Annotated in this window: 16 protein-coding genes; 3 read left to right on the top strand and 13 right to left on the bottom strand. The window is 38.0% G+C overall.

Annotated elements, in window-relative coordinates:
* Nucleotides 1–12 precede the first annotated feature (12 nt).
* The 7 genes from IGL23_RS00635 to IGL23_RS00605 all read right to left on the bottom strand — a co-directional run bounded on the left by IGL23_RS00635 (nucleotide 13) and on the right by IGL23_RS00605 (nucleotide 3,785).
* The gene (locus IGL23_RS00635; protein ID WP_033594358.1) at nucleotides 13–528 is read right to left on the bottom strand and encodes a hypothetical protein; all 516 of its coding nucleotides are present in this window, start codon (nucleotides 526–528) and stop codon (nucleotides 13–15) included.
* A gap of 164 nt (nucleotides 529–692) precedes the next feature.
* On the bottom strand, nucleotides 693–935 hold the full coding sequence (locus IGL23_RS00630) for a GlsB/YeaQ/YmgE family stress response membrane protein (protein ID WP_002356092.1): 243 nt from the start codon (nucleotides 933–935) through the stop codon (nucleotides 693–695).
* 23 nt (nucleotides 936–958) lie between these two features.
* Entirely contained in the window at nucleotides 959–1,519 is a 561-nt protein-coding gene (locus IGL23_RS00625) for an Asp23/Gls24 family envelope stress response protein (RefSeq protein WP_033594360.1), read from the bottom strand.
* 58 nt (nucleotides 1,520–1,577) lie between these two features.
* Nucleotides 1,578–2,090, bottom strand: coding sequence for an Asp23/Gls24 family envelope stress response protein (locus IGL23_RS00620; RefSeq protein ID WP_033594362.1), 513 nt, complete (start codon nucleotides 2,088–2,090; stop codon nucleotides 1,578–1,580).
* Nucleotides 2,091–2,102: 12 nt separating this feature from the next.
* The gene (locus tag IGL23_RS00615; protein ID WP_002356087.1) at nucleotides 2,103–2,294 is read right to left on the bottom strand and encodes a DUF2273 domain-containing protein; all 192 of its coding nucleotides are present in this window, start codon (nucleotides 2,292–2,294) and stop codon (nucleotides 2,103–2,105) included.
* Nucleotides 2,295–2,306: 12 nt separating this feature from the next.
* Nucleotides 2,307–2,879: an alkaline shock response membrane anchor protein AmaP gene (amaP, locus tag IGL23_RS00610; protein WP_002381343.1), complete on the bottom strand. Its 573-nt coding sequence runs from the start codon at nucleotides 2,877–2,879 to the stop codon at nucleotides 2,307–2,309.
* Between the two features lie 12 nt (nucleotides 2,880–2,891).
* A complete protein-coding gene (locus tag IGL23_RS00605) occupies nucleotides 2,892–3,785 on the bottom strand; it encodes an SDR family oxidoreductase (protein ID WP_033594363.1) in 894 nt (297 codons plus the stop codon).
* A 273-nt stretch (nucleotides 3,786–4,058) separates the two neighbouring features.
* Here IGL23_RS00605 and IGL23_RS00600 point away from each other — a divergent pair, with 273 nt between their 5' ends.
* On the top strand, nucleotides 4,059–4,712 hold the full coding sequence (locus IGL23_RS00600) for a Crp/Fnr family transcriptional regulator (RefSeq protein WP_002356081.1): 654 nt from the start codon (nucleotides 4,059–4,061) through the stop codon (nucleotides 4,710–4,712).
* A gap of 42 nt (nucleotides 4,713–4,754) precedes the next feature.
* Here IGL23_RS00600 and IGL23_RS00595 read toward each other — a convergent pair whose 3' ends face one another.
* From IGL23_RS00595 to ruvA, 5 genes are all read right to left on the bottom strand, one after another.
* Nucleotides 4,755–5,672: a helix-turn-helix domain-containing protein gene (locus IGL23_RS00595; RefSeq protein WP_002379261.1), complete on the bottom strand. Its 918-nt coding sequence runs from the start codon at nucleotides 5,670–5,672 to the stop codon at nucleotides 4,755–4,757.
* Nucleotides 5,673–6,215: 543 nt separating this feature from the next.
* A complete protein-coding gene (ygjK, locus tag IGL23_RS00590) occupies nucleotides 6,216–8,555 on the bottom strand; it encodes an alpha-glucosidase (RefSeq protein ID WP_033594365.1) in 2,340 nt (779 codons plus the stop codon).
* 177 nt (nucleotides 8,556–8,732) lie between these two features.
* Nucleotides 8,733–9,431, bottom strand: a complete 699-nt coding sequence (locus IGL23_RS00585) for an N-acetylmannosamine-6-phosphate 2-epimerase (protein WP_033594367.1) — start codon at nucleotides 9,429–9,431, stop codon at nucleotides 8,733–8,735.
* Nucleotides 9,432–9,572: 141 nt separating this feature from the next.
* Entirely contained in the window at nucleotides 9,573–10,589 is a 1,017-nt protein-coding gene (gene ruvB, locus IGL23_RS00580; RefSeq protein ID WP_002381340.1) for a Holliday junction branch migration DNA helicase RuvB, read from the bottom strand.
* A gap of 12 nt (nucleotides 10,590–10,601) precedes the next feature.
* Complete coding sequence (ruvA, locus tag IGL23_RS00575; RefSeq protein WP_002361491.1) at nucleotides 10,602–11,216, bottom strand: Holliday junction branch migration protein RuvA; 615 nt, start codon at nucleotides 11,214–11,216, stop codon at nucleotides 10,602–10,604.
* Nucleotides 11,217–11,434: 218 nt separating this feature from the next.
* Here ruvA and IGL23_RS00570 point away from each other — a divergent pair, with 218 nt between their 5' ends.
* Both IGL23_RS00570 and IGL23_RS00565 read left to right on the top strand, forming a co-directional pair.
* On the top strand, nucleotides 11,435–12,421 hold the full coding sequence (locus IGL23_RS00570) for an LLM class flavin-dependent oxidoreductase (protein ID WP_033594368.1): 987 nt from the start codon (nucleotides 11,435–11,437) through the stop codon (nucleotides 12,419–12,421).
* A gap of 14 nt (nucleotides 12,422–12,435) precedes the next feature.
* Entirely contained in the window at nucleotides 12,436–12,660 is a 225-nt protein-coding gene (locus tag IGL23_RS00565; RefSeq protein ID WP_002356070.1) for a DUF896 domain-containing protein, read from the top strand.
* Nucleotides 12,661–12,706: 46 nt separating this feature from the next.
* Here IGL23_RS00565 and IGL23_RS00560 read toward each other — a convergent pair whose 3' ends face one another.
* The gene (locus IGL23_RS00560; RefSeq protein ID WP_033594369.1) at nucleotides 12,707–14,386 is read right to left on the bottom strand and encodes a peptide ABC transporter substrate-binding protein; all 1,680 of its coding nucleotides are present in this window, start codon (nucleotides 14,384–14,386) and stop codon (nucleotides 12,707–12,709) included.
* Nucleotides 14,387–14,440: the final 54 nt, after the last annotated feature.

The following is a 14,440-nucleotide window of genomic DNA, read 5'->3' as shown; positions in this document are numbered from 1 at the left end:
GATAGTTATCCATTACTTTATCCCTCCTTCATCATACACAATTAAGTCTTCTGGCATTCTTTCCTTTGTAGGTTTATCTTTTTTTTCAATGTAATAGGGACCTTTGCCTGTACCATTTGTTATGCTATAAATGAACTTTTCAGTTTCTGCTGATATCGTGTCTAAATCCACTTCTTCTTCATACACGTCGTTGATGGTAAAATAACCTTTTAATGTATTCATTGGTCCTACTATAAAACTAGTAAATTCTACTTTTTTAATATCGCTGTATTTGGCAATCTCATCTAATTTATTTGAATACTCTCGATAACTCAATTCGCCATTTCTCTTATTATATTTCTTCTCTAATTGTGCTCTTTCTTGCTCATCAAATGTATAAATTCGGTAGTTATTATACAAATAGTTCGCTAAGTCTGTTTGGGTTTCGTGTAGTTTTGCTTTTTCTTGTTCGTCCCTGTACCATTTCCCTCCAATTCCTATGATTAAAATAATGAGTAATCCAACTAACCATTGCTTCTTATGTTTCACTGATTCACCTCCTTTTTGCCACGTAACGACTTTTTAATTAAATTTTAACAAAATCACCTATCAAAGGAAAGTTATATTTAATCTAATTCTAATAAACTGAATAATATTAAAGAATATAAAAAAAGAGTTTGGACAATCACCCAAACTCTTCTGAAAAATATTCTCTATTTTCGTCCTAAAATCCATGAAACGATGGCAACTAAAATCACTGCCCCGATAATCGATGGCACAATAGCCATCCCAGCTAAGCTTGGTCCCCATGTGCCTAAAATGGCTTGACCAATTGTTGAACCAACTAACCCTGCAATGATATTGGCAATAATGCCCATCGATGATCCTTTTTTAGTAATTGCTCCAGCGATTGCCCCAATGACACCACCGACAATTAATGCCCAAATAAAGCCCATGATTGTTTCCTCCTTTTAACCGTTTATTCTACACGTGGTTCCATGTTTTCTTTGACTTGTTCTGTTCCTTTATTCACAGCTTTTTTTGCTTTTTCTGTTTGTTCAGAAGCAAATTCACCGGTACTTTTGGCAGCGCCTGTGACTTTATCTTGAACCGTTTCGCTATCTTCTTCGTATTCTTCTTTTGATTTGATATCAACTACGTTAACATTCACTTCAATCACATCTAAGTGGGTCATTTTTTTCACTTCACGGCTGATTAATTCTTTCATTTTTTCGTAAATGTCTTGAATATCTTTGCCGTATTCTACTACGATATCCATATCAACAGCGACTTGTTTTTTACCAACTTCGGTATCAATACCAGCTGTGACGTTATCTGTGTTTACTAATTTTTCAGCAATATTTGAGAAAAAGCCGCCATCGACTGTTAATAGACCATCGACATTTTCTAAGGCTAAACCGATAATTTTTTGAACGACTTTATCTTCAAATGTTAATTCACCTTTGATTGCATAATCTTCTGGTGTGTGTGGTCCGTTTCCTGCTGGTTTTGGTACATTATTGAATTTTTCGTTACTCATGGTTCATTCCTCCTAGTTTCTTCTATTATTGCTTTATTTTTAATAAAATAATAACCAATTATTGAACACGAGGTGCCGTGTTTTCTTTGACTTTTGTCTTGCCTTTAGTTACCGCATGTTTGGCTTTGTTGGTTTGTTTTGACATAAAACTACCTGTCGCTTCAGCGGCGCTGCCAAGTTTATCTTGGACTGTTTCACTTTCTTCTTGGTACTCTGCTTGTGTTTTGATATCTACTACGTTGACATTGACTTCGATTACTTCCAAGTGAGTCATTTGTTGGACTTCGCGAGTAATAACCTCTTTCATTTGATCATAAATGGTCTCGATATCTTTCCCGTATTCGGCTACAATGTCCATATCCACTGCGACTTGTTTTTTGCCGACCTCGGTGTGAATGCCTGTTGTAACATCTTCACTGTTAATCATTTTATCTCGTAAATTCGAGAAAAAACCACCGTCCACAGTTAACAAACCGTCGACTTCTTCCAAAGCAATGCCAATAATTTTTTGGATTACTTTATCCTCAAACGTCAACTCACCTTTAACAATCGATACATTTGCATTTTCCATAGCCAAAACCTCCTATTTATGATGAAAATAATTTTTGACAATGCCTGTCTGTTCCAAATACAAACCTAGCCAAATACCTAGTCCTGTCAGGAGTACTACTAACAATGTTTTAAAGAAGCCGATTGACAGAAACAAGATTGCAAAAACCAAGCCGACTAGGCCACCAATTAACGGAACGGCATATTGTTTTATCCATTCAACCATTGTACATCCCTCCTACTCCACACGTGCTTGTGTTTGCTGTTGTTGTGGTCGTTTCATTGATTGAATATCTTCAAAATGAACATCAATCGTAATCTTGTGACCAGTTCCCACCAAACGAGCAAGCCGTTCTTCCATTGTTTTTGACCAAGCTTCTGTTTGTCCAATTAAATCTGCCGTTCGTTTCAGTGTGCCTTTGACATTGACCTTAATGCGCCGTTTTGTCGCCTTTACACGAATGGTTGGTGCTTCCAGAAAGTCACTGTCTTGCAAGCTAGAGCGTACAAATCCTTCGATGGCTTTACGGTGTAACACTAACTTTCCTTGCTCTTCTTTTAATTCAAACGTGCCTTTTCTTCTTGGGAATAAAAGAATGAATAAAAATAGAAAGAGCATAATTCCTAGTAAAACCAGCGCTACCCAAAAGATTGCTTGACGTGCGTACTCGTTGTCTTGCAAGAACCATTGGACATTATCTGGTGGTTGCCAAGCTGTATCGGCTGACCAAGTGGTGATGGCCACCGCACCAAATAATGCCATTAAAATCAGTGAGCCTAGAAGCAAAAGTATTTTAACAACTTTATTCACGGAACATCCCTCCTAAAGATTAATTGCTTCTCCACCAGTTACGCCATAAACTTGAGCCGTAACATAACTTGCATCATTGGACGCCAAGAAAACATAAACAGGGGCTAATTCAGCAGGCTGACCCGCACGTTCCAGTAAAGAATGTTGCCCAAATTCTGGCAACTCTTCAATTGGTTGTCCATGATCTAACTGTAACGGTGTCCAGATTGGTCCTGGAGCCACGCCATTTACCCGAATGCCTTTTGGTGCCAGTTGTTTTGCTAAACCAACGGTAAAGTTGGCAATTGATGCCTTCGTTGCTGCATAATCCAACAAATGCTCACTGGGATTAAAAGCTTGGACGGAAGTCGTTGTCACAATGCTACTTCCGGCAGGCAAGTGAGGCACTGCTGCTTTGACAATACCAAACATCGCAATAATATTGACATGGAAAGTGTCTATCACTTGTTCCATTGGCAATTCTTCAATAGCGGCACAGGAAATTTGTTGAGCTGCATTTAAAACGAGGGTATCCAAGCCGCCTAAAGATTCACGAGCTTGTGCAACCAATTCTTCAGGTGCCTGTTTATCTCTTAAATCTGCTGGCAAAAGAAAGACTTTTCGGCCAGCTTCTCGTATATAGTGCGCCACTTCTTCGGCGTCTTTTTCTTCACCTGGGAAAAAATGTAAGGCGATATCTGCGCCTTCACGAGCAAAAGCAATCGCCGCAGCTCGTCCAATCCCAGAATCACCGCCTGTAATTAATACCCGACGATTTTCTAATTTGTGATTTCCGACATAGCTGTCTTCCCCACAATCTGGTTTAGGGACCATTTTGTCCTGTAATGCGGGAGTTTCTTGATCTTGTTGCGGAAATCCATCACTATAAAATAACTTTCTTGGGTCTTTTAAGTTTGGTTCTGTCATTAAATCTCCTCCCTTTCTACTATTACCTTAATACAATTTTTTCTTTTTGAAAAATATTTGAGCACATAAAATAAAAAAAATATTTTTAATACTCATTAAGCGAAATTTTTGGCAAAATTATCTAAAAGCTGATTTTATTTTTCAAAATAGCGTTTAATTGACCTATTTTATCAACATTTGTTATTGACATATGATGTCCAATTCGCTTAAATAAGAAAGAAGCCCAACAGGCAAAAACAAAAATATTTAGAGATAATTGAGGAGTTACCGCCAATGAGAAATGTTTTACAAGACTACTTAGATGAACATTCCTTTCGAGTCGTTGTAAAAAAGAAGAAAAATTATTTAACTTATGAAGGACTGCAAGATCGTTATGCCTATATTTTAAAAAGTGGCATCATCAAAACTAGCGTTATCTCCAAAGACGGTCGTGAATTTAATTTACGTTATATCAACAATTTGGAAATTGTTTCATTGCTACGTGATGAATATTCAGAATTTATTGATGCACCTTTTAATATTCGCATCGAATCTCCACAAGCAGAACTTTACCAAATCGACCGTGTTCAATTTTGGCGGGATATCAATAATAGTAAAGACTTGCAAATGTATGTCAAAGAATACTATCGGGACCGTTTAATGCATTCCATGAAAAAGATGCAGCAAATGTTGATGAATGGCAAATTTGGGGCCGTTTGTACACAAATCTATGAAATGTACGATTCATTTGGCGTAGAAACAGAGGAAGGTATTTTAATCGATTTCGTGGTGACCAATGAAGAAATTGCGCATTTTTGTGGGATAACTTCTGCTAGTAGCGTTAACCGGATGATGCAGCAACTAAAAGAGTTAGGGGCAATTGAACTACGTAACCGCAAAATTTTGATTAAAGATTTAGATATGATTAGAGATAACATTATTGTTTAACATCAGCACCCCCCGCAAGTTTGACCTTGCGGGGGGTGCTTTTTATTTTTCAGTGACAATATTCACAGGAAATTGTCCATAATCTAAATTAAATGTCCGACCAGCCGTCAGCTGAAGCATTTCTTTTTTCATGCCTTCCGCCAAACGTGCATCCCCAAAACTTTCAATCATATCAATAACGGCGATTACTTCTTTATAATATCTCATTTTGCCAGTGTACAGATAATACGTAAGATTTTTTAAGTAACGTAAGTTAAAATGAATATAGTAGATTTCAGCAGGAATCGTGGTAACACTCATTAGCGCTAAATATTCCCGGGCTTTCGCATAATTTTTCTTATAAAGTTGCGCTGTAATGATATTTAGGTAAAAACCATAGGCGACATTTAATGTTTGGGTATCACGTAATTCAGCATCTTTGACAGGAAACATCTGCTCAAGAATCTGAAGGACTTCGTTTTCAGAAAATAACGCCCCTGTATTAGTCACCATTTGATAATCGTAATATGTATAGTAGCTTTTGCTAGAGATAAGTGCGAGAATTGCCATTCGATCGGTTTCATCAAATTCTGGAATTTCCTCCCAATCATTACTGAAAGTTAGCTTAATATCTGTATAAATAGACATCTCTACTGCGTTTTTGTGGGGATTGCGCTCTAATTGATAAAAGTAATGAATCAGGTTCTTTTTTTCACTTGTATTGTTCAACCCCATTTGACAACATTCAATTTGATGCATAATTTTAGATGAAGCCGTACTTCTTGTTTCAGAGACCATATGAAAAAATTCATTAAAGGTAATCCCCAGTGACTGTAATGCTGTCATTAAATCCTCGTAACTTAGCTTGGCTTCACCAATTTCGATTCTTCGATAGGTTTGTTTCCCTTTTTTTGGTAAAACATCTTTCTGAGCAATTTTTTTCTTTTTTCTAAAATACTTTAATGCCTCTAACACATCCATAATATGCTCCTTTCTATTAATAAGTTAATATTAAGTATTATTTTTTTATTAACTAAAATATAACATTTTATAAAAAATTATTTTTACGAACTTTAATATTACCAAATAATCAAATAATATATTTGTTTGAATTATTTTTTTGCACATTATAATTGTTAGACGTCAACAAATTAAAAAAAACTTTTCTAATTCGTTCTTGAAGAAACTAAGATATCTGTCTTATAATGAAATTCAACATAACTTAGAGCAGGAGGTGTCGCAATGTTTGGTTTCAATATTAGTTTATTTCTTATTACTCGGTTCCGTTAAACCCACTCTTCACTAACCATTGTACAATCAATTCCATTTAATATCTATTTCATTTTTATTAAATAACATTTTTAATAAAAGTACATATCGTTTATTTTTAGATATTTCATTTAATTATTTGAAATATATTTATTTAAACAAATAAATTACATTTAATTAAATCAGAGGGAAACAGATTGTAGCAAGTGAAGAAAAAAATAGCTCTTGAGAGATATTTTCTCAAGAGCTGTTTTTCTATTTTATTTCAAAAGCGGTTTGCGTTGTGGGATTATTACTTAATAAGGTGTTTTTATACAGTAAATAGTATGCTGCCGCTGACCAACTAAAGTTTTTCGTACTTAGGCCCTTCCCTGTTAGTGGATCATAATTTTCATGAATAGGTCCTTCTCCCATCAATCCTTCGGCATGTAAGAAGAGTTTTTGTGTCATTTCTTTTGCTTCTTTTGTATAGTCATAGTTTTGAAGAGCTTCTACACCAAACAAGGCTTGATCAAGCCAAACTGGTCCCCGCCAATATTTCGTTGCAGCAAATTTTTCATTGTCTTTGGATGCCGTTGGGAATGGCATAAAGGTATTGAACATTTCTTGATTCATCATGTTTTTCTTAACTGCCGCCGCCTGTTCTTTGGTCGCTACTTTTGCCCAGAGCGGCAACCAGCCTTCTGTTCCTTTGCCACGATTGACTAACAATTTTGTTTTCGAGCCGTCTTCATTTATTTGTAAGTCATAGAAGAAGCCTGTTTTTTCATCAAACATATTTTCTTGAATATATTTTTTTAGTTTCTTCGCTTCTTTTTGATAGTTCTTATAGTCCTCTTTTTTGCCTAGTTCTTCTGCTATCGAAGCTAAATAGCCCTTTTCAGCGTAGAGATACGCATTCAAATCCACTGATTCTTGATTAATCGAATACCCCACTACTTTTCCTTTATTTTTGTTTTCAAAAACTTTAACTCCCACGTCGCCTTTGCCCACACCTTCTTTGTCAAACCGTGTAGCGTTATCCATGCCACTTTCCCACGCGGCTGCTTCAATAACAGCATCATCATCCACTTTAGGTTGGCCATTTTTATCTTTAATGATTTGATCCTTGTCGTCTTTTTGCCAGTGAGCATCACTGACCATGCTTCCATATTCTGCTATCCCATTTTTATTGTGGTCTCTGTTGGTATACCACCAATTATGATAAACCACAAGTTTGGGATACATTTCTTTTAAAAATTCCTTATCTTTGGTTTCTTGATAAATATGCCAAACTGCCCATGCAGCCAATGGTGGTTTAGAATTTCGTTCATTCCAGTTGCCACCTTCACCACCACGCGCACTGTCTTGATTGTAAAAGACAGCATCAATGATCGCTCCTGCATCTTGTGGACGTACGGTATCATCTTTTTGAATTTGATAATCAAACAAGGCCCGCATATTATTTTTAGCTAACTCGGGATTAAAATCAGCCGTTGCTACATCCGCTTTCCACGAATCCCAAGCCCACATACCAATAAACCATTTATAAGACATGGACGGAACAATCCCGTCATGCTTAAAGGCACCTGCCGCGCTTCGCCAATTGGTATTAATCGTTTCAATCGATTTGACTAGCGCATTTTGATATTCAGGAAATTCTGCTGTTTTCTTTTGATCAAACGTTTTATCTAGATATCCTTGCCATCTTTGCTTGTTCTCTTTGAAATAGCGCGCCGCATTTTTGGTATATTCGGGTGCTTGTTGTTGTTCCTTTGCCTCTTCTTCTTTTGTAAAAGTATAGCTTTCTGTCGTATAGGTGTTGTACGTTTGTTTAGGCTTCAATTCAATTGGTTCAGCGGTTGCTGTATAATTCCGATTATCAATTTTTGTTGAAACTTTATCCGCATGATGAATCGTATATTTTGTGTCTTTCGTAGCAAAATAATTCCACGTTTCTCTGACTTCACCAAAATTCACTTGAATATCATTGTCTTTAGCAGTTAAACGAGTGCCAATATCTAAGGTTTCCGTTCCCTCTTGAATTTTGTCAAAGACCGCACCTGTCCAGCTTGCTTCAAGTGACAAGGGCTCTTCACCAGTGTTTTCCAGTGTCGTTTGGATAAGAGCCGTTCGATTGCTGACAAAAATTAAAGCTAAATGAATCGTTAAATCGTCTAATTCATAGGTTTGCTCTAGGCGCCCAGGATAATAAGACAGGTCCATGCGGTTGCTTTGGCTTAAATCATAGGTTTCTCCCGTTTTTTTATTTTTGACCGTTAATTTGTTTAAACTTGCCGCCAAGTTTACCGGATATTCTTCCGCAATAATCAATGGCCCCGCAAAACCACCCAGTAGCTCTTTATTGCTTTTTTCAGGTAAATAGTAGCCATGCCATGCACCTAAATCAGAAAAATTATTAAAATAATTGGTATCGTATACGCCATTCGTCCGTTCGGTTGGTGATGCACTCACATCTAAAACATTTGCAAATTCATCAACTTTTGTTCTTTCAACACTTGCTTGCACTTCCCCGCTTAACGCAAAACAGCTGACTACGGTGATTCCTAACGCTAACCAAGTAGACACCCGTTTCTTTTTTGATAAACCCTTCATAAAACCCCTCCTATAAAATGATAGCGCTTTATACACTGATTTATTATCAGCAAGGACTATGCCAAATGGAGTGTATCCCTTTTTATTATTGAAAGATTCAACTTTCTCTAGAAAAAAAGCGACCGTATCGAAGTGTATTGATCAAAAAATAACGAGTGTATCGATAGTGTATTTAGTTTATGCTTGATTCTGTTTTATTTTCGTAGCTTCCACAAATTTTTCAGTAATTTTTTGCGGTCGTGTAATAACAGATCCCACCACCACGCTATAGGCACCTAGCTCCAGAACACGTTGGACTTTTGCTGGCGTATCAATCATTCCTTCTGCAATGATTGGTGTAGTAAAATGCTTCTTTGCTTCTCTTAACAGTTCAAAATCATTTTGTTCAATCCCCTGATTTTCACTTTGCGGCGTATAGCCGACTAACGTTGTACCAATATAATCAAAGCCTAACTCCGCCGCTTCAATCATCTCTTCCAGCGTGGAACAATCCGCCATCCATTCTTGGTTAGGATACTTTTCTTTTATTCTTTTGAAAAATGTGGCTAACGTTTCGCCATTTGGTCGTTTCGAATGGGTTGCATCGAGAGCGATAATTTCTGGCTGAACAGCCATTAATTCATCTACCTCACGCATAGTTGCAGTAATATATACTTCTGCGTCAGGATAATCTCGTTTAATAATCCCAATGATTGGTAAATCAACCTCTTTCCGGATTGCTCGAATGTCTACCACAGAATTTGCTCGAATACCTTTAGCCCCTCCTTGTTTAGCGGCCAAAGCCATCTTGGACATGATAAAGGAACTATGCAACGGTTCGTCTGCCAACGCTTGGCAAGAAACAATTAATGCCCCTTTGATTTCTTTATTCAACATTGATCCCTCCAATTTAAAAGCGATTACAAACACAGTATACCTACAACAGCTGAAATATGCCACTCTCCCAAATAAGAACAAACGTTTCACGTGAAACAAAAGAAAACAAGCGGTTAAGGCTTGCTTTCTTTTGACTTATTTTTAATTTTTACGACCCTCTAAATAATCATACCCAAAATGTGCATACGCAAATGGCGTTGCAATTCGTCCTCGCGGTGTTCGTTTAATGAAACCTTTTTGAATAAGATAGGGTTCATACATATCTTCCACCGTTTCGGTTTCTTCACCGATGTTTACAGACAAGGTACTTAAACCAACCGGACCGCCACCGTATAAATCAATCATTGTTTTCAACAATTTTTGATCGACATAATCCAAGCCTTGATGGTCCACTTGCAGTAAGGTTAACGCTTTGTCTGCAATCGCTCGGTCTATTTTACCATCTGATTGGACTTGTGCAAAATCACGGACACGTTTTAACAAACGATTAGCAATTCGGGGGGTTCCTCTTGAGCGGCGCGCAATTTCAAAGGCACCTTCCTCAAAAATCTCCGTTTGAAAAATATCCGCGGAACGGAGAACGATTTCTTTTAAATCCTGCTCTTGATAATACTCCATGTGAGAAATAATCCCAAAACGATCTCGTAATGGCGCTGAAAGCATCCCTGCCCGTGTGGTAGCGCCCACTAAAGTAAAAGGCGGTAACGGAAAATGAACGGGATGTGCCGTGGTTCCTTGACCAACCATGATATCAATGTAAAAATCTTCCATTGCGGAATACAGCATTTCTTCCACAACTCGCGGCAAACGATGAATTTCATCGATAAATAACACATCACCAGGCTCTAATTCGTTCAAAATAGCGACTAAATCTCCCGCCCGTTCGATGGCTGGTCCACTTGTGGTACGAATGTTCACATTCATTTCATTGGCGATGACCATCGCCATTGTCGTTTTCCCTAAACCTGGCGGACCATAAAGAAGGGTATGATCCAACGCTTCATTCCGATTTTTCGCCGCTTCAATATAAATCGTTAGTTCTTGTTTTACTTTATCTTGACCAATATATTGTGCTAAAAATTGTGGACGTAACGATTTTTCAATTGAAGCTTCTGCTTCTTGACTTGCAGCTGAAAGCAACCGTTCTTCTTCTGTCATCGTTATTCCTCCTTAGCGTTTCATCATGAATTTTAACGCATTGCTCAAATAAACATCTGTCGTTGTCTCACCTAACGCTTCCAATTGCTTAGTGATACGCTTAATCTCTCGGTCACTGTAGCCTAGGGCACTTAATGCTTCTAACGCTTCTGCCAATGCTTGATTGCTTGTTGTCACCACTTCGGTTGCGGTCATGGCCGCCACCGCTGCTTCGGAAGACTCTAATTCGCCTAGTTTTCCTTTTAAATCTAAAATCATTTGTTGGGCTGTTTTCTTGCCAACACCTGGGAACTTCGTTAAATATGTAACATCTTCCCCTTCAATTGCATTGATTAAACCACCATGATCAGCCACAGAAGCCATGATAGCTAAGCCACTTTTAGGGCCAATTCCAGAGACACTGATTAATTTTAAGAACAATTGTTTTTCTTCTAAACTGCCAAAACCAAATAAAAGTTGTGCATCTTCCCGCACGACTTGGTGAAGATATAGTTTAATGTCCGTATCCATTTTTCCTGAATAGCGATACGGGTTATCGACTGAAATCTGATAGCCAATGCCATTTGTTTCAACGACAATATAGTATGGGCTAACAAACGTTACTTTTCCAATAATATATTCGTACATGTTGTCACCTTTCCAATTGCTGATTGCGTACATATGTTCCATTTTAACACAAAGCATCAAAAAGCCATAGCGGAGAATTTTTTATCATCGACCTTGGCTACATCTATTTGTTACTTTTCGCTCACTAGGGAATTAAAAAGTGCGTACTGTTTTTTTTGACATGCTTGCGTGATAATAGCGGTAGCTTCAAAAAAATAACCAAGAAGGAGACTACATACATGAAATTAAGTATCTTAGATCAATTAACGGTTCCTAAAAATCAATCAGCAAGCGACACATTACAAGAAGCCAAAGAGCTCGCTCAATTAGCGGAAAAACTTGGTTACACAAGAATTTGGTATGCCGAACATCACGGCTCAGACGCCTTTGCCAGTGCAACGCCAGAAATTTTAGTTGCACATATTGCTAGTACCACCGAAAAAATTCGTGTTGGCGCGGGTGGCATCATGACCATGCATTATGCGCCATTTAAAGTCGCAGAAACGTTTAAAACGTTAGCAGCTTTATATCCTGATCGAATCGATTTAGGCATGGGCCGCTCGCCTGGCGGCAGCCCTTTAACTACGTTGGCGTTAAATAATGGTCAGCCACCACAACTAGATCAATTTGATAAATTACCTGAAATTTTACTCTTTTTAAGGGAGGAATTTCCTGAAGATCATTTATATTCTAAAATTTCAGCTGTTCCGCGGGAAGTTCTATTACCACAACCTTGGTTACTAGGTGCTAGTAAAGAAAGCGCACGTTCAGCTGGTGAATATGGCATTAATTTTTCCTTTGCGCAGTTTATTCATGGACATTTGCCCAAAGAAGTATTGTCCGCATATTACAAGCATTTCCGACCAGTAACTGAACAACAAGAGCCGCAAGTGAGCGCTGCGTATTTCACTTTTGCCGCCGACACGAAAGAAGAAGCAGAATACCATGCGGCTAGTTTCGAGCATTATATCTTTGCCACCGAACATGGGCTTCCTAATAAATTTTTATCGCCAGAAGAAGCTCTAGCTTTCCCTTACAGTGAAATGGACAAACTGGTTTTAGAACAAAATAAACAACGCTTTGTCATTGGTAGTAGCCAAGAAGTTGCGGAGTTTTTCCACCAACAAGAAGAACTAGGGTTGACAGAAGCGATGCTAATCACCCCAGGTTATGACAAACAAACGCGCTTTCAATCATTTGAACGCCTAGCAAAAGAATTATTATAGAAAGGAAATGAGAAATGTTAGAGGTTTTAAAAAGAATTAATACGCTTGCACAAAAAGAGCGTGAACAAGGTTTAACATCTGAAGAACAAGCTCTTCGTGTCGATTTGCGACAAGAATATTTGCGGACCATTCGTGAACAATTCAATAAAACATTAATGGGCGTCACTATTTATGATCCTACTGGTGAAGATGTGACCCCAGAAAAATTAAAAGAAGAACAGCAGAAATATTTTGATTAAAAGAGACACAGAACAGTCGATTTGACTATTCTGTGTCTCTTTTTAACTACTCTTCTGTTAAATATGTCCACTTATAATCATATTGTGCGCCAGCACCATGGGCAACGACGCCTTTCACTTCTTTACTGCGTAGATGGGCAGTCGCCTTTTGATAAAGTGGTGCTAAAGCGGTCTCTTCACCAATCAATAACTTCTCAGCCTTAACCATGTCTTCCCAACGTTTTTCAGGATCTGAAGCATCTCTTGTGGCTGAAGCCTCGATCAACTCATCGTAGGCTTTACTTGAAAAACGCCCGCGATTATAGTTATTACCAGTAACAAAAAGGTCTAAGAAACTACTTGGATCTGCGTAATCCGCAGCCCAACCACCTAAGATTGTCTCAAAATCGCCGCGACTGCCTCGATCAATTCGAACTGAAAACGGCACTGGGCTCACTGTTACATCAATGCCCTCTAAAGTATCCTTTAACGTACCTTGAATATATTCCGCTAACTTTTTCGTAGAATCGACATCATCGGCAACAATATCCATTTTGAGTGTTGTTATGCCCAATTCTTTCTTCGCTTTTGCCCAATATTCTTTTGCTTTTTCTGGGCTATATTCAACAATTTTTTTATTTTCATCAGCAAAATCTTTGTCATCTGTCGGCGAATACGACATCCCTTCTGGAATTAAGCCGGTAGCGACTACTGAGCCGTCGCCTAAAATTTTATCTACTAATGCGTTGCGATCAATCGCTGCTGAAATTGCTTTGCGTAAATTCACATTATTATACGGTGAATTTTTATCTCGCTGATTAAATTCCAAATAGCTGGTTCGTGCTTCTTTTTCGATAACCAATTCTGGATCCTTCGCCATTTGCTGGGCCAATTCGCCACTTAAAATAACATCGTCTGCTTGACCATCTTGGAATAAGTTCAAGGCAGTTGGCGCCTCCTTGACAACATCAAAATTGATTTTATCTAATTTGACATTGTCTTTATCCCAATAGTTTTCATTTTTTTCCAAAGTCCAATTGGTATCTGAGCCAGCCCCTTCAAAGTTAGCTAAGACAAACGGACCATTATAGACTGCTTTTTCACTGGAAGCAGCGTAATCTTTACCATATTTCTCTACGGTTGCTTGATGTTGCGGGAAAAATAGTGGAAAGGCCAGTAAATAATCAAAATATGGTGTTGGTTTTGCCAGTTTAATTTCTAGCTCGTAATCTCCGTTTGCTTTAATGCCTAATTCAGAAACTGGTTTCTTACCAGCTACAATGTCTGCACCGTTTTCAATCATTTCTAGAAAATAAGCATACTCAGCGCCAGTCTGAGGATCTGCTGTACGTTGCCAACTAAAAACATAATCGGCAGCTGTGACAGGATCACCATTGGACCATTTTGCTTCTTCTCTTAGTTTCACTGTGTACGTCAGACCATCATCACTGACTTGCACTTTTTCTTTAGCCCCTGCTGGTTGCGGCTTGCTTTTATCATCTAAACGATAAATTCCTTCATACGCATTATTCAGTGCCGTAAAACTAATTGTATCTGTTCCTAAAGATAAATCTGCAGAAGGCATTTCTTGTTGAACCACTACTTTAAATTCTTGTTTAGCGGCGGTTTTCTCTGATTCGCCCTTTGCTTTTTCGGCGCCAGCTCCCCCATCACCACCACAAGCAGCTAAAACTAACAGCGTTGTTAAACTTAACCCGATAAGTCCTTTTATACGTTTACTTTTCATGCCTTTCTCCCTTCACATAAAAAACTCTTCATTTTTTAATTTTTAGAATATTCT

It is taken from the genome of Enterococcus sp. MSG3299, from assembly GCF_050555765.1.
GTDB lineage: Bacteria > Bacillota > Bacilli > Lactobacillales > Enterococcaceae > Enterococcus > Enterococcus faecalis.
The sequence above is the reverse complement of the archived record's forward strand: the minus strand, read 5'-3'. Positions and strand labels throughout refer to the sequence as shown.